General features: G+C 46.0%; 20 protein-coding genes. 9 read left to right on the plus strand and 11 right to left on the minus strand.

Annotated elements, in window-relative coordinates; genetic code table 11:
* Positions 1-858 precede the first annotated feature (858 nt).
* Positions 859-1659, minus strand: a complete 801-nt coding sequence (locus ACRRSX_RS21210) for a helix-turn-helix domain-containing protein (protein ID WP_432455615.1) — start codon at positions 1657-1659, stop codon at positions 859-861.
* A gap of 136 nt (positions 1660-1795) precedes the next feature.
* Between ACRRSX_RS21210 and ACRRSX_RS21215 the strand changes: the two genes are divergently transcribed.
* The 4 genes from ACRRSX_RS21215 to ACRRSX_RS21230 all read left to right on the plus strand — a co-directional run bounded on the left by ACRRSX_RS21215 (position 1796) and on the right by ACRRSX_RS21230 (position 5687).
* Positions 1796-3151 (plus strand): SLC13 family permease, encoded by a 1356-nt coding sequence (locus ACRRSX_RS21215; protein ID WP_432456129.1) that lies wholly within the window; start codon positions 1796-1798, stop codon positions 3149-3151.
* A gap of 183 nt (positions 3152-3334) precedes the next feature.
* Complete coding sequence (locus ACRRSX_RS21220) at positions 3335-4279, plus strand: ADP-ribosylglycohydrolase family protein (RefSeq protein WP_432455614.1); 945 nt, start codon at positions 3335-3337, stop codon at positions 4277-4279.
* Positions 4276-5106, plus strand: a complete 831-nt coding sequence (locus ACRRSX_RS21225) for an NAD(+)--dinitrogen-reductase ADP-D-ribosyltransferase (protein ID WP_432455613.1) — start codon at positions 4276-4278, stop codon at positions 5104-5106. The genes ACRRSX_RS21220 and ACRRSX_RS21225 overlap by 4 nt, the downstream gene beginning before the upstream one ends.
* A gap of 71 nt (positions 5107-5177) precedes the next feature.
* Positions 5178-5687, plus strand: coding sequence for a GNAT family N-acetyltransferase (locus ACRRSX_RS21230; protein ID WP_432455612.1), 510 nt, complete (start codon positions 5178-5180; stop codon positions 5685-5687).
* 576 nt (positions 5688-6263) lie between these two features.
* Here ACRRSX_RS21230 and ACRRSX_RS21235 read toward each other — a convergent pair.
* Entirely contained in the window at positions 6264-7220 is a 957-nt protein-coding gene (locus ACRRSX_RS21235; protein ID WP_432455611.1) for a choice-of-anchor A family protein, read from the minus strand.
* Between the two features lie 271 nt (positions 7221-7491).
* Positions 7492-8250 carry a GNAT family N-acetyltransferase gene (locus ACRRSX_RS21240; RefSeq protein WP_432455610.1) on the minus strand — a complete coding sequence of 253 codons (759 nt, stop codon included), beginning with the start codon at positions 8248-8250 and terminating at the stop codon, positions 7492-7494.
* Positions 8251-8545: 295 nt separating this feature from the next.
* Here ACRRSX_RS21240 and ACRRSX_RS21245 point away from each other — a divergent pair, with 295 nt between their 5' ends.
* Positions 8546-9382 carry a phosphate/phosphite/phosphonate ABC transporter substrate-binding protein gene (locus tag ACRRSX_RS21245; RefSeq protein ID WP_432455609.1) on the plus strand — a complete coding sequence of 279 codons (837 nt, stop codon included), beginning with the start codon at positions 8546-8548 and terminating at the stop codon, positions 9380-9382.
* Positions 9383-10921, plus strand: coding sequence for a diguanylate cyclase domain-containing protein (locus tag ACRRSX_RS21250; RefSeq protein ID WP_432455608.1), 1539 nt, complete (start codon positions 9383-9385; stop codon positions 10919-10921). It begins immediately after the preceding gene.
* Positions 10922-10973: 52 nt separating this feature from the next.
* On the opposite strand, the gene ACRRSX_RS21255 is transcribed toward ACRRSX_RS21250, so the two are convergent.
* The gene (locus ACRRSX_RS21255; protein ID WP_432455607.1) at positions 10974-12539 is read right to left on the minus strand and encodes a carboxylesterase/lipase family protein; all 1566 of its coding nucleotides are present in this window, start codon (positions 12537-12539) and stop codon (positions 10974-10976) included.
* A 21-nt stretch (positions 12540-12560) separates the two neighbouring features.
* Positions 12561-13061: a phenolic acid decarboxylase gene (locus ACRRSX_RS21260; protein ID WP_432455606.1), complete on the minus strand. Its 501-nt coding sequence runs from the start codon at positions 13059-13061 to the stop codon at positions 12561-12563.
* A gap of 133 nt (positions 13062-13194) precedes the next feature.
* On the opposite strand from ACRRSX_RS21260, the gene ACRRSX_RS21265 reads away from it, so the two are divergent.
* On the plus strand, positions 13195-14058 hold the full coding sequence (locus ACRRSX_RS21265; protein ID WP_432455605.1) for a LysR family transcriptional regulator: 864 nt from the start codon (positions 13195-13197) through the stop codon (positions 14056-14058).
* A gap of 27 nt (positions 14059-14085) precedes the next feature.
* On the opposite strand, the gene ACRRSX_RS21270 is transcribed toward ACRRSX_RS21265, so the two are convergent.
* From ACRRSX_RS21270 to ACRRSX_RS21280, 3 genes are read right to left on the minus strand one after another with little or no spacing between them, the layout of a single operon-like run.
* Positions 14086-15201 carry a DNA alkylation repair protein gene (locus ACRRSX_RS21270; RefSeq protein WP_432455604.1) on the minus strand — a complete coding sequence of 372 codons (1116 nt, stop codon included), beginning with the start codon at positions 15199-15201 and terminating at the stop codon, positions 14086-14088.
* Positions 15202-15244: 43 nt separating this feature from the next.
* Positions 15245-15685 carry an HNH endonuclease gene (locus ACRRSX_RS21275; RefSeq protein WP_432455603.1) on the minus strand — a complete coding sequence of 147 codons (441 nt, stop codon included), beginning with the start codon at positions 15683-15685 and terminating at the stop codon, positions 15245-15247.
* Positions 15686-15719: 34 nt separating this feature from the next.
* A complete protein-coding gene (locus tag ACRRSX_RS21280; RefSeq protein ID WP_432455602.1) occupies positions 15720-16754 on the minus strand; it encodes an acyltransferase in 1035 nt (344 codons plus the stop codon).
* 175 nt (positions 16755-16929) lie between these two features.
* Between ACRRSX_RS21280 and ACRRSX_RS21285 the strand changes: the two genes are divergently transcribed.
* Positions 16930-18393 (plus strand): sensor domain-containing diguanylate cyclase, encoded by a 1464-nt coding sequence (locus tag ACRRSX_RS21285; protein WP_432455601.1) that lies wholly within the window; start codon positions 16930-16932, stop codon positions 18391-18393.
* A 53-nt stretch (positions 18394-18446) separates the two neighbouring features.
* Here ACRRSX_RS21285 and ACRRSX_RS21290 read toward each other — a convergent pair whose 3' ends face one another.
* Positions 18447-18974: a DUF4136 domain-containing protein gene (locus ACRRSX_RS21290; protein ID WP_432455600.1), complete on the minus strand. Its 528-nt coding sequence runs from the start codon at positions 18972-18974 to the stop codon at positions 18447-18449.
* Positions 18975-19216: 242 nt separating this feature from the next.
* On the opposite strand from ACRRSX_RS21290, the gene tcdA reads away from it, so the two are divergent.
* Positions 19217-20005, plus strand: coding sequence for a tRNA cyclic N6-threonylcarbamoyladenosine(37) synthase TcdA (gene tcdA, locus ACRRSX_RS21295; protein WP_432455599.1), 789 nt, complete (start codon positions 19217-19219; stop codon positions 20003-20005).
* Positions 20006-20303: 298 nt separating this feature from the next.
* Here tcdA and ACRRSX_RS21300 read toward each other — a convergent pair whose 3' ends face one another.
* On the minus strand, positions 20304-23375 hold the full coding sequence (locus ACRRSX_RS21300; RefSeq protein WP_432455598.1) for an efflux RND transporter permease subunit: 3072 nt from the start codon (positions 23373-23375) through the stop codon (positions 20304-20306).
* An 11-nt stretch (positions 23376-23386) separates the two neighbouring features.
* Entirely contained in the window at positions 23387-24508 is a 1122-nt protein-coding gene (locus tag ACRRSX_RS21305; protein WP_432455597.1) for an efflux RND transporter periplasmic adaptor subunit, read from the minus strand.
* Positions 24509-24518: the final 10 nt, after the last annotated feature.

Consider the following 24518-nt stretch of genomic DNA (forward strand, 5'->3'; position numbering starts at 1 on the left):
GTGAAATTGAAAGCCCTGAGCAATGCTCGGGGCTTTTTTTGTCGGACTTATCCCCACGGCAAAACAGCACTGCCAACACGCCATTACGACCAATCAGAATCACTCGTAAAAAGCAGCGCTTTCGCCTACGGCGCCGTCATAAGCTTTGTCCAGCTAAAGCTTACCAGCAAAAGAAAGGCTGCCCTGCATCTTCTTAAATCCTGTGTTGCGCACTCACTAGGGCGTCGAAGTAACTCGCTACGCTCAAACAGACTTCAACGAATCTCCCTAGTTCATTTACGCTACTCGGAGAAGATGATGGGGAAGCCCCACTTGGATAGTTGTTGAGCTTTCTTTTATTAAATCGGTTTGCGATTAATAGTTCTTAATTTCAAATGAGTGCCTGTAGCGATTTTGATTTCACGAAGCTGAATATAGCTTAAGTGTCTGTTATCAAAGCGCCACAACACAAAGCGTCATCTCTTTTCATACCTTCATTATCGCCGAGTAGCGCAAGTGTCTAAGTGATAAAGTCGAAACCTGTTTGAGCGTAGCGAGTTTTTCGACGCACTTAGATACGAGCAACGCAGGAGGAAGATAATGCAGGGCGAGTTTTCTTTTTGCTTCGTTTTTCTTTGCTCGTCAAAGAAAAATGACGTCGCCGTCCAGGCGAAATCTACATAACCAGCTCACCTAAAAATCCAATTAAAATAGTAGACTAAAAACAAGAGCTTTCGCCTACGGCGCCGTCCAGGCGAAACCCAAACTGACCACTCGCGCCACAGCCACTAAGAACCCAAAATATAAACCCTCCATCTTCGCCGAGTCGGCAAACAGCCTAAGCAACGTTCTCTACAATAAAAACGAGATCACAATAGCTTATCGTTGCTTCGCATAATCCTGAGGCGTGCAGCCAAATTGCAAGCGAAAGGCCTGCACAAAACTACTAACACTTTTATAGCCTAAGGAATGTGCAACCAAGCTGGAGCTTTCCCCTCGGCTCAAGAGCTCCAGTGAGTTCATCAAACGAAAGCGGCTGCGCCATTGGCGAAAAGTCATCCCGGTTTCGGCTTTAAATAAACGTTCGATGGTGCGCACACTCGCGCCCACTGATTTTGCTAAGTCTAACAAGGGTAAATTCTGATTGGGATTTTGCACCATATGATGGATCAGTTTCGCCAATCGCGGGTCATTGCCAGCCGGGATCCGCACTTCAAAGGCCGGTAAATTCTCCAGCTCGTCAATCGCCACCAGTCCCAAACGCTGGATACTCGTTTGGTTCATGCTTGGAGGATCTTGATTAAGTCGCAGCACAATTTCGCGCATCAAGGGACTCATGCTTAACATCACCACCGCTTGTTCATGTTGGCGAATAGGAAATGACGGGTCGATGTACAGATTACGAATTTGAACAGCAGTTTCACTACTCACCTGATGATAGGTATTCATCGGGATCCAAACCGAATGAGTCGACGGCACCACCCACACGGCTTGTTCGCTGGTCACTCGCAATACCCCTTCCATGGCCCACAATAGTTGGCCTCGCGGATGGGAATGCGGTGAAATATTGACTTCGGCGAGCATATCTCGGCCATTGCTTAATACTGGTCGGCTCGCATCAATCGTGAATGCGATGTCGCTAGGCGGCAACATTGTCGCATTAGGAATAGGTTTTGTCATATTTACACCTTAAAACGACAAAGAGGATTCGCTATCTTAGAAAGGCAAGCACAATCATTTCAAGTCTTTTTTCACTCTTTCAGGAGAAGCGAACGATATGGACAGCAAACTCAACTTTAAAAATGTGATTCTATTGATGGCATTAGCTCTCGCCCTATGGTTCACGCTGTTTCCTATCGAGGGTCATGCAGATGGATTTTCGCATAGCGCCGCGGTGGTCTTCATTACTCTGATCTTTTGGAGCACTGGTGCACTCCCCCCTTTCCTCACCGGTTTGCTATTTTTTGCTTTAGTTGCAGTATTTAAACTCATCGCACCCAACATCTTGTTCTCTGGATTTGGCTCAACTGCGGTGTGGTTGATTATCTCAGGCTTTATTATTGGTTCTGCGATCTCCGTTTCCGGTTTGGGTAAAAAGCTCGCCTTCAGCATTGCTCCCTATTTAACCGCCAGTTATCCTCGCTTGATCGGCGGCCTGGTCGCCAGTGCGATGTTGCTGGGCTTTGTGATGCCCTCTTCTGTTGGGCGTTCGGTGGTATTAATTCCAATCGGTATGGCATTGGCCGAACAGGTGGGCTTTAGCCTAGGCAGCAACGGGCGTCGCGGGATCGCTACTGCACTGGCGCTAGCTTGTAATATGCCAAGCTTTGCAATCTTACCGTCCAACATTCCCAACATGATTTTGGCGGGCTCGAGCGAAACCCTGTTTAACATTCACTATCACTATACCGAATACCTACTGTTGCATTTTCCTGTCTTGGGGATCCTGAAGTCGCTATTGATCGTATTGCTGGTCCTGTGGATCTTTCCGGCAAAAATTTCATCCGCCACGGGAAAGCATTCGCCCAAACCAGATGAACCATTTGATAGTAAAATTCAAAAACGAGTTGGCATTATTTTGGGTATTACCTTGTTGTTCTGGATCAGCGACTCACTACATGGGGTAAATCCTGCCTGGGTCGGTCTAGTGACCGCGATTATCTTACTGATGCCCAAATGGGGCGTGCTGGCGGCGAAGTCCTTTAACAGCGCCATCGACTTTGGCACCGTCATCTTTGTTGCCGCAGCCTTGGGTTTAGGCGCTTTGGTGAACGCATCCGGGCTGGGTGAATATGTCGGGCAGGCTTTTAGTCACTTACTACCCAACACCGTAGAAAATACTTTCTTAAACTTTATGTCACTATCACTGATTTCGACCTTTACCGGACTCATTACCACCATTCCCGGAGTACCAACGGTGCTCTCTCCGATGGCAGCAAATTTTGCTGAGGCCACCGGCTTTAGCCTACCCGCGGTATTAATGACCCAAGTGATTGGTTTCTCAACGGTGCTGTTCCCTTACCAGGTTGCACCTTTAATCGTCGCGATGCAGCTGTCTGGCGAGCGCCTGGCCGATCTGCTTAAAATAACCCTTCCACTGGCATTACTGACCATTGTGGTACTGATGCCTCTGGACTATTTGTGGTGGAGACTACTAGGCTGGATAGCTTAGACCGGCGAGTGATAGCTGCAGGCAAATAAGCCACGCGCGCTCTGAACCACGGTTTGGCACTGAGCAAGGCCTTGGCATCAGCTTGAAATAAACCCACAAAATATAAAAGGAATTAGCGTCAACTCATGACAACTCAGACAATAAGGTTTAAGTTAAAGCATCAGCATACACAAGGGAGCTGTTATGCCTGTACCCTACGAGAATCTCGCTCAGGATAAGTCCAGGGGATGCCTGGTTGGTCTAGCGGTAGGGGATGCCATTGGCACCACCCTCGAGTTTCAGACCCCAGGGAGCTTTAAACCCCTCACCGATATGGTGGGTGGCGGTCACTTTTGTTTAAAGAAGGGCCACTGGACCGACGATACCTCGATGGCTCTGTGCCTCGGACATAGCTTACTGGAAAGTGAGGGGTTTGACCCAGGCGATCAAATGCAGCGCTACTGCAATTGGCTGGATAAAGGCTACATGAGTAGTATTGGTGTTTGCTTTGATGTAGGGGTGACGGTCTCCTCCGCCCTGCGCCGTTATCAAAAAACCGGCCAAGTCTTTGCTGGCTCCAAGGCACGCTGGAGCTCTGGCAATGGTTCGATCATGCGCCTAGCGCCGATCCCGATTTTTTACCAGCAACAGCCACTTGCAGCGGTTCATTATGGCGGCGAAAGCTCACGCACCACTCATGCCTCACCGCTATGCATCGATGCCTGTCGCTATTTATCGCTGCTATTACTGAGCTTGATTGAAGGTGGCGACAAACAGAGTTTTCATCACATCGCCTACACCCCACAAAGCGATGAAATAAGCCGCATCAAGGCGGGTGAGTTTCTCGAAAAACCTTACGCTGCGCTAACCGGCAGTGGCTATGTGATTGAGAGCCTCGAATCGGCACTGTGGTGTTTTATCAATAGTGACGATTTTGAATCCTGCGTGCTGGCGGCGGCCAACTTGGGCAACGATGCCGATACCACCGCCGCCATTGCCGGTCAGTTAGCTGGGGCTTATTACGGCCATCAAAATATTCGTCAGGACTGGCGGCAGGCCTTGCATCAACACCAACAGATTGCCAGCTTGGCCGATGGGCTGTTCGCGGCTTCACAAAACCAGCCAGAACACGTCATCGCAGCCCGATGAATTCGCAGCTCTACAGCCCCAGCGCCAGCGAAACGCAATTATTGCAGCAGATCTGCCTGCCGCTGAATCATTGCAATCTGCCTTCCTGGTTACTGGCCAGCTTGGCCTATCAGCAACAGCCGATCCCCTTGCAACTGGATTTAATTAGCACCTGGTATCCAAAATTATTTACGGGTGTAAAGCGGGCCGAAACTGCCGAACAACGCGCCGCACAGTTTAAAGACTTTATGAATTTTCGCTTTAACTTAGCGCAGGGGCGCAGCCAAGCAAACCCAAACGACCAACCTCCGCCGCGGCCGAAGGTCAACTATCGACGGCTATTGCTGGGGTGGTTATTTGACTCCGATAATCAACAGGGAGCGGCGTGGCGCAGCTGGGTGGAGTCACGCTTTGGCCTGCTCACTTGTTTTCACCATGAAACGCTGGCCGATCCAGACGGCCCGGCCTATTTGCGCTTTCGCCAACAGTGTAGCCAAGCGACCTACAATACCAATGAACTCTATGACCAGTTAGATCTACTCTACTGCTTTTGCCAACAGGAGCTGCGGCTGCGTCACCCCAATGGCGAGCACCTCAGCCTCTATCGAGGTTGCACCGCCTTGCCGGAATATCACCTCGAAGGACAAGCGGTAAAACTGTTCAATAACCTCAGCTCCTTCACCGCCGATCCCGAGGCGGCATTACGCTTCGGCTCAAAAGTGTTTGCGGTGCAGGTGCCTTTGAGCAAAATCGTCTGTTTCGAGTCGCTACTGCCCCGCAGCCTGCAAGGCGAGCAAGAATTCATGGTCTTGGGTGGCTTATATCGCGTCGAACCTTTCAAGTTTTAAAGACCAGCAGTTGACAGAATATCAATGAGTGATGCACGTTGGTCTAAGTATATTGCTATTTGGAGCATTCAATGATTAAAACCAAACAATTAAAACTAAGAAAACCCGATACAAACGACATCGACATTATTGCAGAGATTTTATCTTGTCCGCTGCAAACTAAATATCTTCCTCACGAAAAACCATATTCAACACAACAACAACGCAGTTATCTAGAAAATCGAATACAGCATTGGCAAGAGCATCAATTTGGAACCTTTATTATTGAACTTACCCATCAAGCCTCTAAAAAAATCGGCTTTATCGGTTTTGAATATGCACCGAACCCAGCGTTTATCGATATCCGAATGGGCCTGGTCCATGCCTGCGGGGGTTATGGTTATGCGACTGAATCGGCACATGCAGTCCTAAAATGGGCTTTTAATCAAAACATAGCCAATGCGCTCTATGGGGTTGCTGTACAAGAAAATATTGCCTCCCAACGCGTGCTTACAAAGATCGGAATGAAACCCGTGCAAGACGTAGATCTATACCATCGACCGGGTCTGATCAACTTTGTCATTGAGTCGCCAAAGTCATAACACCATCATCAAATCCACCTGAAATGAACTCACAGAGGACCCAGACAAGCATGCAAATAGTCACCACAGAAAAACAAGAAAAGGAACAAAATATTCAGCGCCACACTCTCAAATTGATAATTCGGTAAAATATGAGTCAACGCCTCCGAACAGAGCAGATTTTGTATTAACTAGAGATGAGAAACAGCAATTCCCATCCAATGAAGCAAAGCTCTCTGACCGCGAGGCCATAATCTACAGTCATAAACTGATTCAATATAATTGCTTGTTAACGACGCTTCAAGATAGAAACTAAGCATTTGTTTTTAAAAAAATATTACTAATATCGAGCGCTGATAGGTGAATCACATTGTCAATACTCAAATTTGCAAAATAGCAAAATAGCAAAATAGCAAAATAGCAAAATAGCAAAATAGCAAATGATAAACACAACCATTGGGCCGTCTGAAGGCGTTTAATACTCGCCTCAAAAAGTGCGGCCAGTCCACCGCCAAACCGTTCGAGATGGCACTAAAAAAGCCCCATGCAAGGCATGGGGCTGTTCACAGGCGCACAGGAAAATAGCTAAAGCTGATTTTAGATGCAATTACGGCGGCGCGATAACACCACAAAGCCTAAGCCAAGGGCAAATAAAATAGAACTCGAACCTTCACTCACCGTCGCAGGAATTTGCGGCTCTTGCCAGTTAAAGCCGGTATTGTGGAATTCTCTGGCACCGGTGAAACTCTCTGCCGCAACACTGCCATCAAACACTGCACCACCAACCAAATCGGCATCCATTGCCAATATCGCGCCGACAAAGGCGATACTGTTAAAATCGATAGTTTCTGCTTCGTAGAAGTTCCACAAAATATTCGCCGCGCCAATGTTCAGGCCATCATCTAAGATCCCAAAACCGCTGGTAAGGTTGACCCCTCCGGCTACCGATACCGCAGAGCCGGCTACGTTAATAACCACCGTTTTAGCCGAGCCAGCCGCTAATGACAAAGAGTTATTTTGGGCAAACACCTCACTGAAGTTGACATTAAATACCGCCATATCATCGCTACCACTATAAGACAAGTGACTAGTGCTAAAGCTACCATTTGCAGTTAAACCGGAAAAATATGCGGAATCGGCACGTAGTTGCGACTCAAGACCAGCCATATTACTGGCCATGGCAGCTTGCTCGCCTGCCGTCACTTTTTGCACACTGGAGCCGCCACCATTTAGGTTTACGTTGCTCACATTTAAGTTGCCACCGTAAGTCAGGCTACCAGCATTCAGGTTAATATTCGAAGCATTGATATTGCCTGCAACTGTAACCGTATCTTCAAAAGGGACGGTGGTTTCACGAATCGCAAAAGTTGGCGATTGCCCAGCGGCATTTAAGTCACCACCAATAATGGTTCGTCCTTCGACTTCTCCACCTTGGTAGTGATAGTCACCAGTGAGGATTAAATTGTAATCACTTAAAGGCGTTGCTTGGCTAGCTGCTGAGTACAATAAGGCAACACCGATCACTGCTGCTTGGCCAAATTTTTCATAAAACATATAACTTTTCCTGATACTGCTAAGTCGCCTAAATTTATTCAATGTTTTCAAAGTGAAACCGTGATAAGCGATGGTTTCTCGACCGCTCAGTCTGCGCATCAAAAGCAAAAATTAAGCCAACAAGTAAATAACCATTTAATTCAATGCCTTACGAATAAGTAAATAAAACTGTACATGAGGAATGATGCAAATGTGTAAAAAAACTCGACAACTGCTCAATATTAGCATTTCAGCAACAAGCTTTAGATTCGCCTCATCATACGATACGAGCTTAAGCTTGAATGAATTTGTCAAACCGACTATCCATACATGCACTAATATCTGTCGTCACAAACCGACCGTTGTAAAACAAACTAAAGATGGTTGCCGGAGAAGGGCAGTTTTGCGCCTGCTGGCAAGTATCAAGCTTAATAACGGTCAATGGAATATGACGTTTTTCACAACTTTCTCTTAAAGATTGAGTCGCATGATATTCAGCAAAAGGGCAGCGATTAGAAAAATAGACGACACAGCCTTGCGGTACAAGCCCCGGGCTTTTAAGCTGAGCAGCGAAGCTAGGGAGTACCAGCTCCTCGTCGAAGGCTAAACAGAGTAAAACGAAGCCATCCGCAATTTCATCGCTCACCACAAAACCCTGTTTAATTAACCATTTGCTATCGCTCATAAAATGATTTTTGTTGCGACCCGCCACCGCAACTAAACCTAGTTTGGCCTGCTGCTTGGCATCTTCAATCGCTTGGTTTAAAAGATATAGACCATGCCCATGGCCTTTATATTTTCCCGACACCCAAAAACAACCAAGCGCCAAGTAATTAGGCGCCACGATCGGCAACCATGCGGTTTCGGCAGGACCATATTCAATAAACACCTTTGCCCGTTGATTGAGGCGTTTGAATACATAGCCTTGCTCAAATTGTTGGGTTAACCAGTCTTTTTTTGCCTGATAACTTTGTTGACACTTTTTATCCGAAAATGCACAGCAGATATGCTCAGTTGCAATATTCGACGGACTTAAACTGATGTATTCCACTTTTCAACTCCTTGCTCCTTAACCTTCATCCATTAACTCCAATCAAGCGCTTGGTTCGCCAATAAATAAAGACCACTTTCTACACAAACGCCACTTTCATGCGCCTTAAAACCACACATGATAATGGTACTCACTCATAACAAGCGTTTATAAGTTGAGCCATGCAAGAAGCCACGATCTTGTTTGCCAAAAGTGACATACTCACCAGAAATAACCAGAAATCTCGATGACACGACTCATTGTGACTATATTGTAAAATAAGCTGATAATGCCCCCCAATTAAAGTAGGTGCCCGATGAAGCAACTGACTGCCCTTATTTTATTTATTTTAAGTACGACCAGTACCACTGGTTACACAGCGCAAACAGAGCGAGTTTACTCTGTGGGGATTGTGCCTCAATTTGAAACCAATAAACTGCATCAAATTTGGCATCCAATACTGCTGCAGCTAACCGCTAAAACAGGCTACAAATTTAAATTGTTGGGCTCCACCTCTATCCCTGATTTCGAGCAAGACTTGGCCGCTGCCAAATACGACTTCGCTTACATGAATCCTTACCACCTGCTGATTGCCAATCAGCAAGCTGGTTATCTTCCTTTAGTTCGCGATCATGGCCGTAAGCTTTATGGCGTATTAGTTGTAAAAAAAGACAGCAATATCACAAGCCCTACACAACTAGATGGCAAGACCTTGGTTTTTCCGTCGCCTAATGCACTGGGCGCATCGCTACTGATGCGACAAGAACTGAAAGACCAATATGACCTCAACTTTAACGCTCGCTATGTCAAAACTCACGACTCTGTTTACCTCAATGTATTATTAGATGAAGCAGACGCAGGCGGTGGAGTGCAAAAAACCCTGAATCGCCAAAAGAAACAATATAAAGAACTACTAAACATCATTCACAGCACCGCAAAAGTAGCGCCTCACCCCTTTACTGCACGACCTCAAGTTCCAATTGAAGTAAGAGAGCGAGTACGTGATGCTTTATTAGAGATGGGCAGCTCAAAAAAGGGGCTGTTACTATTATCCAAGATCCCTATTAACAGTATAGGACCGGCAAACCTAGATGATTATTTACCACTCAAAACAATGGACCTTGAACGTTTCTATGTGGCGCCAAATAAATAGATGAAAATTAATTTAAAGCTCGCGATACCACCTTTGATAGGCCTGATTCTGATAAGCCTGATTATTCAGTTGTACTGGATCCCGCTGCAATTGGAAAACGCCAAGACAGAATATAAGAAACATACTTATGAATTGCTCACTTTGGGAGAATCATCAATTGCCAAGAGCCTACTACAACGAGACTTGGGCGCTTTATACGTTCACCTCGAATATTTAGAAGAAACCTATAAGTCTCGCTGGCAGAACATCGCGCTATATAACTATAACAACAAGCGTTATTACCCCATCGTAAAACCATCGCTAAATGACAAGCAGAGCAAGCAACTAATTCATATTGTTCATGAACTAAGTTCAGGAGAGAAATATCTAGGTCGTATTGAGTTAGACGTAAACTGGAGTGATAAGCGACAAACCGTTATCTCGGATATTAATAAGGTGAGAAACATGGTGATAGGCTTGGTTTTATTAAGCCAACTCATTGCCCTATTAAGCCAATATAAAATTATCTATAGGCCACTTAAAAAGCTCAGCCTCGCCACCCAGAAAGTCGTCGAAGGTGATTTTAGACCGGCACTCCCATCACTAACGGAAGACGAAATTGGCGATCTAAGCAAAGCATTTAAAACCATGGTAGAAGAACTGGCATTCCGTAAAAATGCGCTTGACGAACATGCTATTATTAGCGCCGTAGATCGCTCAGGTCGGATCACCTACGTCAACACCAAGTTTTTACAAATATCCGGTTATTCTGAAGAAGAACTGCTCGGCAAAACTCACCGAGTGATTAAATCAAAAGTTCATTCACCAGAATTTTATAAGAGCATGTGGTCAACCATCACTCAAGGCAAGGTGTGGCAAGGAGAAATTTGTAATTTGACGAAAAACGGTGAGCACTATTGGGTCAGCTCAACCATTGTCCCCTTTTTAAATGAACACGGTGTGCCGCAACGTTATATCTCGTTACGCACCGATATCACCGAGCAAAAATCCGCTGAAGAACGGCTTCGGCACATGGCCAACCATGATGCCCTCACAGGTCTAGCCACTCGACGACTCTGTCGGGAAAAGTTGTCTACCGCCATCGCGATGGCACATCGTCACAAAAAATGCGCAGCTGTTTTATTTATTGACCTCGATGGTTTTAAAACAATCAACGACAGCTATGGTCATGATGCTGGTGATGCAGTGCTGATGAATGTTGGCAAAAGACTTTGCGCCACGGTACGTGAAATGGATACCGTGGCACGGATTGGCGGGGATGAGTTTATGGTGGTATTGAGCGACATTAGCGATCCTGACGATATCAAATTAATTGCGCAAAAGCTGATTAACAATTTGAAGGCTCCTTTTCATTTCAACGAGCAGCCTCTTCAGATCGGAGCCAGCATCGGTATCGCACTGTATCCAGACCATGCTCAAGATGCAGAAAGGCTGATTAATCGAGCCGATGAAGCCATGTATACGGTAAAATCTAATGGCAAAAACAATTATGCTTTTGCCGAAAAAGATTCACCGTCTCATACTGAACACCCGCATTGACGCTCAAATTCCCCTGTTATTTTAGTGGGGTATTTGAGCTTGAAGCGAAGCGCTAGAAAGAATAGCCATCCCATAACAGGCGTCGCGACTTTTCTGGATCGCGCTGTTGCTTTGACTGGGCGTCAAAACGCATGCTATAGCGTTGATTAAGCTGATACTGGCTCCAACTAACTTGACCTGTTTTCGCAAAATCAAGCCACTGACGATGCATCGAATCGGCCAGTGATTGTGGTGCATCACTACCAACAAACGCTTTGGCTTGATCCGTTGCTAAGGTATTGAAAGAGAAAGGAACATCCACAAAATGGGCGGCCCCTAACTGACCACCAAATGCTTTTGAACGCCAGGAAAAATTATAATGCCAAACTGGATTACCATTGTTGACCAGTGTCTCTGCAATATGTAACGCCGGCATTCTAAAGGTGTAGTCCGATTGAATATCGGCGAAGATATCCCCCTGAGTTGCTTGCCCATCCTCGGAATACACCTGCATTGGTTTTCCCGCTAACTTTAAGTCCCCTAAAAATAGCGACACCTCGGCATTCGTCATGCGGTCTAGTTGGCCACCAGGAACAAGATACAATCTCGCTTCCTGATCGGTGCTACCAACAATGACCGGAATGCTCGGATCGGCATTTTTAGCAAGGTTCACCATTGGCGTATCAACAATCAGCTTCCCGTCCATAACAGGCAGAAAAGCCGTTCCACCCCAAGACAACTCGCCCCATTGCTCACGGTCTTGGATCTGCTGCCCCAGCGCGACTACCCCAGCAACTAGCTCAGGATAAGGCACACTCGCAATTCCTTCAATTGAGGCTGCAACCTTGAATCGTTCAGCAAATGCCTCGCTTAGGCGCGTGGCTTGCGCTGTGCTTACCGCCTGCATTGGCGGGCTTTGCATAATCGCTTTATGAAATAGACCTTTCGCCGCCGGAGTGCCGAGTAAAATTGCAACACTTTCGGCCCCAGCCGATTGTCCAAATAAAGTCACCTGTTTAGGATCACCACCAAAGGCAGCAATATGCTGTTGCACCCATTGCAAGGCGAGAATTTGATCCAAGATCCCGCGATTATCGGGTGCGCCTTGCAAATGCATAAAACCATCCACGCCAACCCGATAATTAACCGTGACCACAATCGCCCCCTGCTTGGCATAGCTACTACCGTTGTATACCGATTCGCCAGCATCTTCACGAATAAAAGCGCCACCCGGGATCCATACCATCACCGGTAGTTTTCCCGGCAACTTGCCCATCTCAGCAGGAGCCCAAATATTTAAGGTAAGATCTCCTGGAGCGCCAACTAACTCGGTTTTAACACCACGACTCGGCTGCGGAGTTGGTGCGCCCAAAGCGCTAGCATCTAACACCCCACTCCAAGCTTGCTTGGCTTGCGGAGCCTGAAAGCGGCGCCCTTCAACAAAGGGGTTTTCGGCATAGGGCACACCATAGAAGCTGACGATATCATCTTTCACCACACCCGCCACTTGGCCCAAACCCGTAGTCACCATCAGCTGGTTATTAGGGGGAATAGGAGACGCGGCAAAGGCTGAGCTCACAAACATCGAAAGTAGGCTCACAGCACTCAACAATAAGGTTTTAAATGGATAGTTTTTCATGATTAAATCTCTGCTATTGCACTAGTTCGGAAAAGATTCGGGAAGCTCAGCAGGTGCGCAGGCGATAATATCATCTCGATCCGCACCACAATCTTCCATGAAGGTTATTTTAGCAAACTCATCAACCACCTCTTTCGGGTAGGTTGGTCCAGCGTCGCGGTATTGCTGCATTAATTCTAGATGTTCATTTTGATAACAAACGGTTTTTTTCGGGTCATTAAATACCCAACGCGGAAAGAAGATCACTCCATGTAACTCTAGTCGCGCTAAATTAATAGTTAAACTTACGCAGGTACCCGTGGGTTCATCCCAAGAAATTTTATAGACGTGCTGCGCGATCGGGTGAATATGGGCGACCTGATCGGTGACCCAGCGACCGCCAACAATACCACTGTGGATCCGGTAGTCAAACACGGTGTCAGACTTCACATAGATTTCGTATTTCCAACCATTTTCATAAGTATAAACAAGATGTTTTCCGACTAACGGGTCCAAAGCTAATTCATTTTTTTCGCTGTTCATAAAATTGCTCTCCTAAGAATGCTTGAGAATAATTTCTCGCATTGAGTTAATTTCGAACAACATTATCATTTGAAATATAAATCTAAAAACGCTATTTTTCATTCACAACAATCTAAAAATTAGATGGATAGTCATGCATCGCTCTACTTTGGAACAATGGTACATCCTGCAAACCGTGATCGATGTCGGTGGATTCACCGCAGCGGCAAAACAAGTGCACCGCAGTCAATCCTCGGTAAGTTATGCGATCAAAAACTTACAACAGCAGCTCGACGTAGAATTGCTGCGGATCCACGGCAAAAAAGTACAGTTAACACCACTCGGGGCAACCTTATTGGAAGACGTTCGACCCTTATTAAAAGAATTCGCCAACATTGAGCTTCGAGCCAAACTGCTCACCGCTGGCGCGCCTGCCAACATTAAGTTAGAAGTCGACAGTATCTACCCTAAGTCATTGCTGTTTAGAGCTTTAAGTGCATTTAAACAAACCTTTCCCCACACTCAGGTAGAACTCAAAGAAATCGTCCGTCTCGCCCCAACCAATAGTCTGGCAAATTGCGATTTATCGATTGGGCTTCCTTTCAATGGCAAGTTAATGGCCCAAAAACTTTTAGATGTAGAATTGGTAGCCGTGGCACACCCCGCACATCCCTTGCATCACCTTAAGAAAACTCGTTTAACTGAAGCCGACTTGAATCATTACATTCAAGTTCATTTGGATAATAACCATCAATATGCCAGTGCAACAATTGAGCGTTCAAGTCAACGCTGGACAGTCAATACCGTTGATGCCGCTATCGAAGCGGTGCGCAGTAATCTTTGTTTTGGCTGGCTACCGGCACATCGTATTGAAGACTTAATCAACCAAGGCGAATTAACGCCACTCCCCTTAGATATGGGAAGAGTTAGAAGCATTCCTTTATACCTAATCTATATGGACTATGATCGACGTAATCCCGCCATACAGGCCTTAGCCGAACTGATTTGCGAGGTGTAAGCGACCTAAGCAAACCAGTTTAAAAACTTAACTTTCGACGATAAAACTTAAACGAGCTAACTCTCGTCCATTCACATGCAACGCGACATAATGTTTTCCAGGATAGTATTTTCGGGTAGAAATCGCTTTAAAAGAGTGGTTTTTCTCCATCGCAAAAGTCTCCCCCTGATTTAAACAGAGATTTTTTAATTTAAAGACCTTGGCCGCAGTTTTTCCATTAGCTTTCATAAAATGCAACGCGTAGTCCAAAACAAACTTTTGTTGGCTTTTTTCAGCGCTTATTGCCAAGGCAAAAGTGAGCACATCGCCTAATTTAAACCGAGCATTGAGCAGCGCAAATTCCTGCAGCTGCAGCTTTGGCTCAGCGGTATAACCGAGTAAGGGGAAACTCAAGGGATGGCCTTGTTTCACCAAGCTGCGAGTCGCGTGTTTAATCACCCAATCAAGCTGTGGGTCATTGTTCTTTTGCCAAGCCTGACATAAGTCTAAAACTTGCTCTGGATGATCTTTACTGATGTCATTCAGGTTATTCGCCACCGAGCGCCGCACATACAAACTGGGATCATTCTTGAGTTGTTCCAGCAAAGGAATAATTGGCGATGGGTCACGGATCAGAGACTTTAACTGCGCTCCCCAAGGCAAACGCGGACGGCAGCCCTCACTCACCAGACGCCGCAGATGTTCATCTTGGTGCACCAACCAGCGATGCAACTGTGCCCAGGTTTGCTCCGGATGCAGCTCAAGAAAGGGGCGGATCGCAAACTCCGCACTAAATAGGGGGCTCAGCTTCGCCAACACTGGTAGGGCGAGCTGGGGATACTCGATACCTGCCACCGCCACGTAATCGGTGACTGGCCATATCGCAAAACCACGTAAGCTATCCTTTGGATCACCACCATCCCAATACTTTGGTAAGTTGCTCAACAGCTTCGCTGTTTGGCCAAAATCTTGCGGTAGCGTTTGTTGCAACGCCGCAATAATATGCTGCACCCGTTGCTTTAGTTCTAATTGCTCTAAGCCTGCCTGTGCCAACTCCATAAAACCTAAGGCATCAAATTGCGGATACACCGCCACCAAACCCTTTGCGATCCGTTGCAAGGCAGGTTCGGCTAAAGCATTTTTCATCAACATTTGTTCGGCCATATTCTCATAAAATCCTATGTAATAAATTGAATCTCACGATTCATCATCTGGATCGCCATTGATACGTTGATAGATTGGATTTACCGACATTACAATGCTCACAGAGGATCTGCAGATTATCAATATCATATGCTAACTCTGGATGCGTCGATCTCGGCCGAATGTGGTCGACGTGCATCACCGCGCCAGTGGCCGGAGAAGCACCACAACATGAACAAGTATTGCCGTATAACTCAAAGGCTTTGGTTCGTAAACGTAACCACTTAGCAGACGAATAAAAATTGAATGTTTTCGGCTCACGATAGGGGACCTGTTGAAAGTGACTAAAATCTTGAGGGGTTTCACCTGGCGCATAAAAAGTTACTTTTGGGTTAGCCTCTTGATTCACTTTAAGCCATTTAAAAACCGATCTTAAAGCGCCAGCTTCGGTCTTATAGTTGCTCCGCTTCATGTTTCCATTCAAATAATAACTAACGAGGTACATTTATTCTGCTCCTTCACGACAACATAACGGCTTATTAAGGCACTAACCACCGGGTAAATACAGAACGGGTGAATAACCAACTTAAACCCAAAGCTAACAGTAAGACAATCGCCATAAGCACTGGCAGGGCGATACTCGAATGGCCAAACCATTGGTAAATCCCATAGTCTAGGTGACGAACCGGGATCAGGAACAAAGGGTGGACTAAATAGATCCCAAAACTATATTTAGAGACGGTTTTAATCATCGGTCTCCAACCATTGGGGACCTTTTCTGCGTAGGCTTTCACCAATACAAATAACGACATGGCAATCACTACAGTATTGAGGCTCTTATAGCCCATAAATACACTACTATATTCCCCTTGCTGCCAAATGTAATAAACACTGCCCAATACATTGAAACCTAAAGTCGCAAGGCCAGTCATCAACCAAAACTTCAAGTAAGGTTTCTGTTCATGGTTAAACAAATACCAACCCACAACTAAATAACCACTATATAAAATGATATTTTGCCGCAATGGCGTTTCTACCTTTAACCAATGCATTAAAGTGAGTAATAACCACGCCGCCAATAACAATAAAACCCGCTGATGATCCATTTTATGCAGCAACGGGGCTAACAAAGGGATCACAAAATACAGGGGAATGAAATCGTAAAAAAACCAAAGGTGATACCAAGTATGCTGATTGTTGGCATGTGCTAACAGACTTTCGGTTATCGTCCACGACCAACGTCCATCATGAAATCCCGCAACAACTGCATAAATCACCGTCCAAGCAATAAATGGCACTAATACCTTCGCTAAACGCCGTGACAAATAATAACCACAGTTAAAAGGCCGCCTATCTGACAGCAATAAGGCGCCACTAATCATCATAAAAATCGGCACAGCCCAACGACTCATCGCATTCAATGAGACCGCAGGCAACCACTGATGCCAAGCAAGGCTGGGAATTAACTCCCGATAAGGCCCCAAAACATGGATCCCCACCACCGCAATCACTGCAATAAAACGCAGACACTCGATATAAAATAAAGAAGGACGAGTCACTTGAGTATCGCTCATAAAAATTCATGTACCTTTGTAGAAGTGTTCGCTCACTTAAAAAATGTTCCCCCGCTATACTTACCGCCACATGAGCGCCGACAAGCAAGCAAGAAAGGGCTTTCGTTAATTGCCTTAATCCACCTTTAACTTTACACTAAGAGCTTGAATAATCGTTAATTTGCAAGGAATGCAAGTGTCTATATCTCAGCTCGGGGGCAGTAAACAGAAGTTTATTTTAGTGTTATCTATATTACTACTCTGTTCCTTTTGTTTAACTTCATGGTTAAGCTACCAAGTTGCCTACCACTCGATGAGCCAACAAATCGAAACCAACCATTTACCGCTCACCAGCGATACCGTTTATTCAGAGATTCAACAAGATCTACTACAACCTATTTTCATCTCTTCCTTAATGGCCCAAGATACCTTTTTACGCGATTGGGCATTACACCAAGAAACCGAAGTTGAGCCTATCGTTCGTTACCTCAGCACCATTCAGCAACGCTATCACACCGTCACCACTTTTTTTGTATCTAATCAAACCCTACGTTACTATCATCCCAAGGGTGTCATTAAAACGCTCTCGCCAGATGAACCAAATGATGCTTGGTATTTTCGAGTGCAGCAACTGCCAAAAACCCAAGACTACGAAACCAACATTGATTATGACACCGCAGACCCAACCCGCACGACCGTGTTTGTCAACTACAAGGTCTATGACTACAACCACAATTTGATTGGGGTGACGGGGGTTGGTCTGAATGTAACCTTAGTAAAAAAACTAATTTCACTTTATCAACAACGCTATCAACGTAGCGTTTATTTCATCGACCCTGAGGGTAATGTAGCGCTTAGTGATGAACACTACCGTGGTCCACGAAATATCTATCAACGACCCGGTTTGTCGGAGCAGGCCAAGACCTTACTATCCAGCCCCAGTGGACGCTACCAGTTCAAGCAAGACAATCTTCAATTTTACCTAAATGCGCGCTACATTCCCGAATTCAATTGGTATTTAATGGTTGAACAACAAGACGCGCCAGCTGCGAAGCAACTCAAACAGATTCTATGGATTAATCTACTGATTAGCCTGCTGGTGACTTTCATTGTGGTAATAGTGGCAAATTTTACGATTGGAAATTACCAACGTCGTCTGGAAAAACTGGCGTCTACCGATAAACTCACCGGCGCGTTTAATCGACAAAGTTTTGAAACACAGCTAGAACAGGTGATCGACATTCAACATCGCTCCAACAGCCCTTGCTCCTTAGTTATCTTTGATGTTGACCATTTCAAAGCAATTAATGACCAATATGGCCATCTGGTTGGTGATGAAGCACTCAAGCACATTGTTGCACTGGCCACGGAACAGCTGCGCGGCTCAGATATTATCTGCCGTTGGGGAGGCGAAGAATTTATCGTTCTATTGCCAAATTGTGATGCCTCAGCCGCATTTGAGGTGGCCGAAAAAATACGCCTAGCAATCAAACATACCACGGTCTGCGTGAATGGAAATGAATTGCAGTTAAGCATTAGCTGCGGGATTGCGCAGGCCAAAAGCCATGAAGTTTTTGTTAATTTACTAATTAACCGTGCCGATCAAGCGATGTACAGCGCCAAGAGAAACGGTCGTAATTGTAGTGAAATAGCCCCATAAAGTTCACTCGTTGGCGAGCTCACAATGAAAACTTGGGGCATTTCAGCACTAGGTTACCTTGGTTGCGGCGGGTATTGAGCTAACATTAAGGTAATCTGTTCCGCAATAAATTTTGCGCGACTCTCTGGTCCCAGAGTCTCTTTTAACTGGCTTTGAGAAATAGAGCGCCAAACGATGGTTTGATTCTGTTGGTCTAACAGCTCCACAACTAATTTGCCATATTTACGCTCTTTATAACGGTCGGGAGAACTCATCCCAATTGCGCTATGCCGACTGCCAAAACCAACCGAAAAGCTACCACCAAGAGCTTCTAGTTCACTAGCCGAATCAACGCGATAGTCAACCAATAAGTCAGCCTGTTCTGCTGCAACCATTTGCAAGCCCTTTTGCTCCAATTGAGCCGCTAACTCAGCTTTGATGCGCTGTTCGTCGAGACTTTGCACCGCATCATCTGCACCAGCAACAAATGCGTAATGATGATATTGCGAAAAGTCTTGACCCACTTGGTAATCAGTTGCAGGCTGAATCGTACAAGCCACCGAAAGCAAAGTGAATAAGGCAATACTAAAGACTCGATACATGGCGGAACTCCTGCTGCAAGCAGCATTAAAAACATTTCCCTAAATCTACCATAATTTAAGATAAATAGATCTCTGCAAGTGGCCTTTGCTGTTTAGATTTATTTCGCGACTCAGTAGACTAAACCGCTGCGAGTAGGATGTTTTACTAACCAGGCTCATCAGGCTGCTCAACAAGTCGTCAGTGCTTACCCAGAGCGAATCGCTTTGCTATAATCGCCACGTAATTTTAGTAATGGTTTATTATGTCTCAATTTGAACAACGCTTTGGTGGGATCGCCCGCCTTTATGGCCGCCGCGCGCTCAGTAAATTTCAGCACTCTCACGTCTGTGTTATCGGCATCGGCGGAGTCGGTTCATGGGCCGCGGAAGCATTGGCAAGAAGTGGGATCGGAAAAATTACCCTGATCGATTTAGACGACATTTGCACCACCAATACCAACCGCCAAGTACATGCAACTCGCGCGACCGTTGGCCAGTCAAAAACAGCGGTCATGTGCGAACGTATTCAACAGATTAATCCCGAGTGTATTTGTCAGGAAATCGAAGACTTCGTCACCCGAGATAACCTATACCAATACCTAACCCAAGACTTCGATTATGTGATTGATGCCATCGACAGCGTCAAAGCAAAAGCGGCGCTAATCGCTTATTGTAAGCGTAATAAAATCAAACTAATTAGCGTCGGCGGTGCAGGTGGACAGATAGACCCCACTCAAATAACCATAAGCGATTTGGCAAAAACGATTCAAGATCCTCTCGCGGCCAAGGTGCGTAATGAGCTGCGTCGTTTTTACAACTTCAGTAAAAATACAAAACGTAAATTCGGCATCGATTGTGTCTATTCTACCGAACAGCTGATTTACCCCAGTGATGACGGAGGCACCTGTATGGCCAAACCCGATAGTACTGGCAGTATGCGCATGGATTGTAGCAGTGGTTTTGGGGCGGTGACGCATGTAACGGCAAGCTTTGGCTTCGCCGCTGTCTCACGTGTACTAAAAAAACTCGCCGAACAAGCAAACGCGGCTTGAACATGTTTAGCGCGTAGTGACATTGTGGCGCAGAACAAACAACCAGCACCCAATACAACTCTCCCCCAGAATGGTACTAAGCTTATACACCCGATGTTTTAGGCTCACTTTAAAATCACCTTTCTATGCTGAGCATCGCCCAACATCGTTAGTATCGGCATCAACAATACAGCCTTGGATCTCAAATAGACTGTCAGATTGGTAGCATAATACGAAGCTCTCGACGCCATGAACAACTGACACAAAAAAGCCCAGCAGTGCTGGGCTTTTATCCATTGTTCACATCAACGATGAGAGCTTAATCCGCAACAGTTTCCCCTTGCAGATGTTCCACGCTTGGGATTTGCTTATGATTTGCACCTAAGTAAGAGTAAATCACAGGCAATACAAACAAGGTGAATACCGTACCGATGGACAAGCCAGCACAAATCACCATCCCAATATCAAAACGAGCCGCTGCGCCCGGACCCACCGCCAATAACAAGGGGATGAGGCCAGCCACCATCGAAATGGTCGTCATCAAAATTGCCCGTAGACGAATTCGAGCAGCATGACGAATCGCGGTAATTTTATCTTCACCGCGCAATATTTGCCGTTCTTTGGCGACTTCACACATCAAAATACCGTGCTTAGTAATCAAACCTACCAGAGTAATCATACCAATTTGAGTATAGATATTCAGCGTCGCCAAGCCCCAGCCCATCATCAACAAGGCACCACAAATCGCCAAAGGTACCGAGACCATGATCACCAAAGGATCACGGAGACTCTCAAACTGAGCCGCCAAAACCAGGAAGATGATCGCCAAAGCTAAACCAAAGGTGGCAAACAGCGCCGAACCTTCTTGTTTAAACTGACGGGATTCACCTTTATAGTTAAAGCTATAGCCCTTAGGCAATAATTCGGCTGATTTCTGCTCTAGAAAATTAAGAGCATCCCCCATGGTTTGACCCGGCATTAACGCCGCATTCAGTGTCACCGAGTTGGTCTGATTCATTTGCAACAAGGCTTCCGGTTGGCCTTTGAGCTTCCAATCAATCAAATTCACTAATGGAACCAAACTGCTATCAACAGTTTTCACATAAAACTGACCAATCGCTTCTGGGCTAAGGCGGTCTTCACGTTTCACCTGTGGGATCACCTCATAAGAGCGACCATCAAAGTTAATGTGATTGACATAACCATCCCCCATCAAAGTGCCTAAGGTACTGGCAATATCGGCCATTTTCACCCCATAAGCACCAGCTTTATCTCGGTTCACCTGAATATCTAAAGTCCCAGTTTCGAACTTAGTATCTAGGTCACTAAACACAAAGAAACCACTCTGCATCGCCGCTTGCTGTAATTCCTGCGCAAGGCTAACTAAGCTACGATAGTCGCCAGTTCCCTGCAATACAAACTGCACTGGGAAACCGCCACTAGAGCCCGGTAATACCGGTAGCGGGAATGAAGCGACCGATACTCCGGCAATATCCGCGGTTTTTGCTTGAATCGTTTTCACCAAGGTATCTTGATCCATAGTACGGTCGTCCCATACCACGGTTCGTAAGAATCCTAAACCCTGGGTAGAGCTCGGGATCCCCGCTAAGGTGAACGAACCAGCAATATCATCTAACTTCAAGGCCCGACGACCAATCTCAGTGGTGTATTGATCAACATAATCAAGGTTTGCCCCGGCGGGTCCAGTTGCCATAATCATCGCCGCACCTTTATCTTCGGCAGGCGCCAATTCGGTAGGGATAATTTTTAGCAAAGGATACAAAGACCCCATCACGATCAACGCAAAGATGACCACCACAGGGCGACGAGCCAGTACCGCGCCCACCATGCGATCGTAACCACTGTCTAAGCGATTCAAGAAACGATGAACACCGGCTTCAAAACGCCCAGGATGAGGGTTATGTTTTAGCAATACCGAACACATCACTGGCGATAGGGTTAAGGCAACAAAGCCCGACACCACCACCGCACCAGCAAGAGTTAAGGCAAATTCGGCAAATAACACCCCAGTTAAACCTTCGACCATGGCAATCGGTGAGTAAACAGCGGCCAGAGTAATGGTCATCGAGATCACTGGAAGGGCAATTTCTCGAGTCCCCACGATCGCCGCATCGAAGGGTTTCATTCCCAGTCGAATGTGCCGATCGACGTTCTCCACCACCACAATTGCGTCATCCACCACCAAACCAATTGCCAGTACCATGGCCAATAGGGTTAATAAGTTAAGCGAAAAACCAAGCGCTTGCATCGCTAAACAGACACCAACCAAAGACAGTGGGATGGCAATCACCGGGATCAATACCGCACGGAAATTCCCCATAAATAGGAAAATAACCACTACGACAATCACCGTTGCCTCGACAATGGTATGTAATACTTCATCGATCGAAGACTCGATATATTCGGTCGAGTCATAGAGTACTTCCATCTTCATGCTATCGGGAAGATTAACCTGAATATTGGGTAGCATCTCGTTAATCAGTGTTGCCACGGTAAGTGGATTTGCGGTTGGCGTCGGATCGATGGCGACCACCACCGCGGTGGTTGCATCGGCTTTGGCACGAACCGTTTCCCGGGCAGAATCAAGCTCTAACTCAGCCACATCGCCTAAACGCACAATCCCCGAAGCACTACGCGAAACAATCAACTGTTGGAACTCTTCACGCGTCTTCAGATCAGTATCCGCTTCAACGTTATATACTTTGAAGCGACTCTTGGCCTGACCAGGCGCCGATCTAAAGTTATTATTTTGCAATGCACTCACAACTTCCGCGGCAGTCAGTTTGTGATTCGCCAGTTTCACCGGATCTAACCACACCCGCATCGACAACTGAGGACCATAAACATTGGCCTTGGCAACACCGGTCACCGTCACCATTTGCGGCTGTACGTTTCGATTCACGTAATCCACCAGCTGAGCTGATTTTAAATCCTCACTGCTAAAGGAAATATACATAATCGAGGTACTAGAACCCGTAGAACGGGCAATATTTGGATCTAAAGCTTCACTCGGTAACTGCGCACGAACCGCGTTAACTTTAGCCATCACCTCAGATAAAGCTGCATCGGGATCGGCACCAGTTTTCATATACGCAGTGATCGTACTGCTACCCATCGCCGATTTAGACTCTAAGAAATCGAGGTTATCGGCTTCCGCAATCGACTGTTGTAAAGGTTGGGTAATAAAACCCTGAATCACTTCTGCTGGCGCACCATAATATGAGGTGGTAACAGTAATCACCGTATTGGTTAACTCTGGGTACTCACGAATTTGCAGCTTAAATATGGATTGCATACCCACAATTAATAGCAACAAACTCAAAGACAGAGCCAATACGGGTCGCCGAATAAAAATATCGGTAAATTTCATGACCTAAGCTCCTAGTCTTTTGGCAAAGTTTGATCGCGCTGAACGAAGTTGTCTTCGACAAGTTTCACCCGAGCACCGTTACGCAAACGAACCTGTCCAGACACCACAACCTGCTCATCCGCTTTAATACCCGAGGTCACCACCGCAACATCGCCACGACGCTCACCGATGGTAACCGTACGTTGTTTAGCAACTAAGATCTCGCTGCCATCCTCTGCGGTTTGTGGTTCAATCACATAAATAGACTCACCATACAAGGAGAAGGTAATTGCTTGCTGCGGAACCACCACTTGATTGGCTTGTACCGGTTGCCAAATACGAACGCTGGCATACATACCGGAACGCAGTAAGGCTTCATCGTTAGGTAAGGTCGCCTGCACTTGAATCACCCCACTTTGCGAATCAACCGTAGGTTCGATTGTGGTAATTTTTCCTTTAAACCACTGTTCAGGGTAAGCGTCGGTATTCAGCTCAACTTCAGTCCCCACATCAATCAGCGAAATCTCTTTTTGTGGGACAATAAAGCGTAACAACATGCGATTCAGGTTTTCTAAGCGCGCGATGTCATTCCCTGGCTGCAAATACTCACCAAGGTTGATTTGGCGGATCCCCATCACCCCATCAAAGGGAGCGCGAATTTCACGAAGCTCAATGGTCGCTTTTAAAGATGCTATCTCACTCACCAAAGCTAAATAAGTCGCTTCCGAGTCATCGAACTGGGTTTGCGACACCGAACCTTTGGTTAACAACGTTTTATTACGCTCCATTTGTCGCTTAATCGCAGGTAATTTCGCTTCGGCACTAGCTAAGTTAGCTCTTTCTACATCCGCCTCTAAGCTCACCAAGCGTTGGCCCGATTTCACGGTATCACCCGATGAAAAATGAATGTCAGTCACCAAGCCCGATACCGAACTAGAAATATTAACGCCCTGATAAGGTTCAATAAAACCGATCGATTCAATTGCTGGATGCCAATCTTGCGCCTTAGCTGAAGCCACCTCAACAGGCAATTCAGGTATCGGTCTATTCGCCATAAATTGAGCAATCATTTTTTGTTTAAACAAGTAAAAACCAAACACACTACCAAACAGTACCACTGCGATAAGTAGCATGATCGCCATCCATTTCTTCATTTCCCAACTC

The organism is Agarivorans sp. QJM3NY_30, from assembly GCF_050870855.2.
Lineage (GTDB): Bacteria > Pseudomonadota > Gammaproteobacteria > Enterobacterales > Celerinatantimonadaceae > Agarivorans.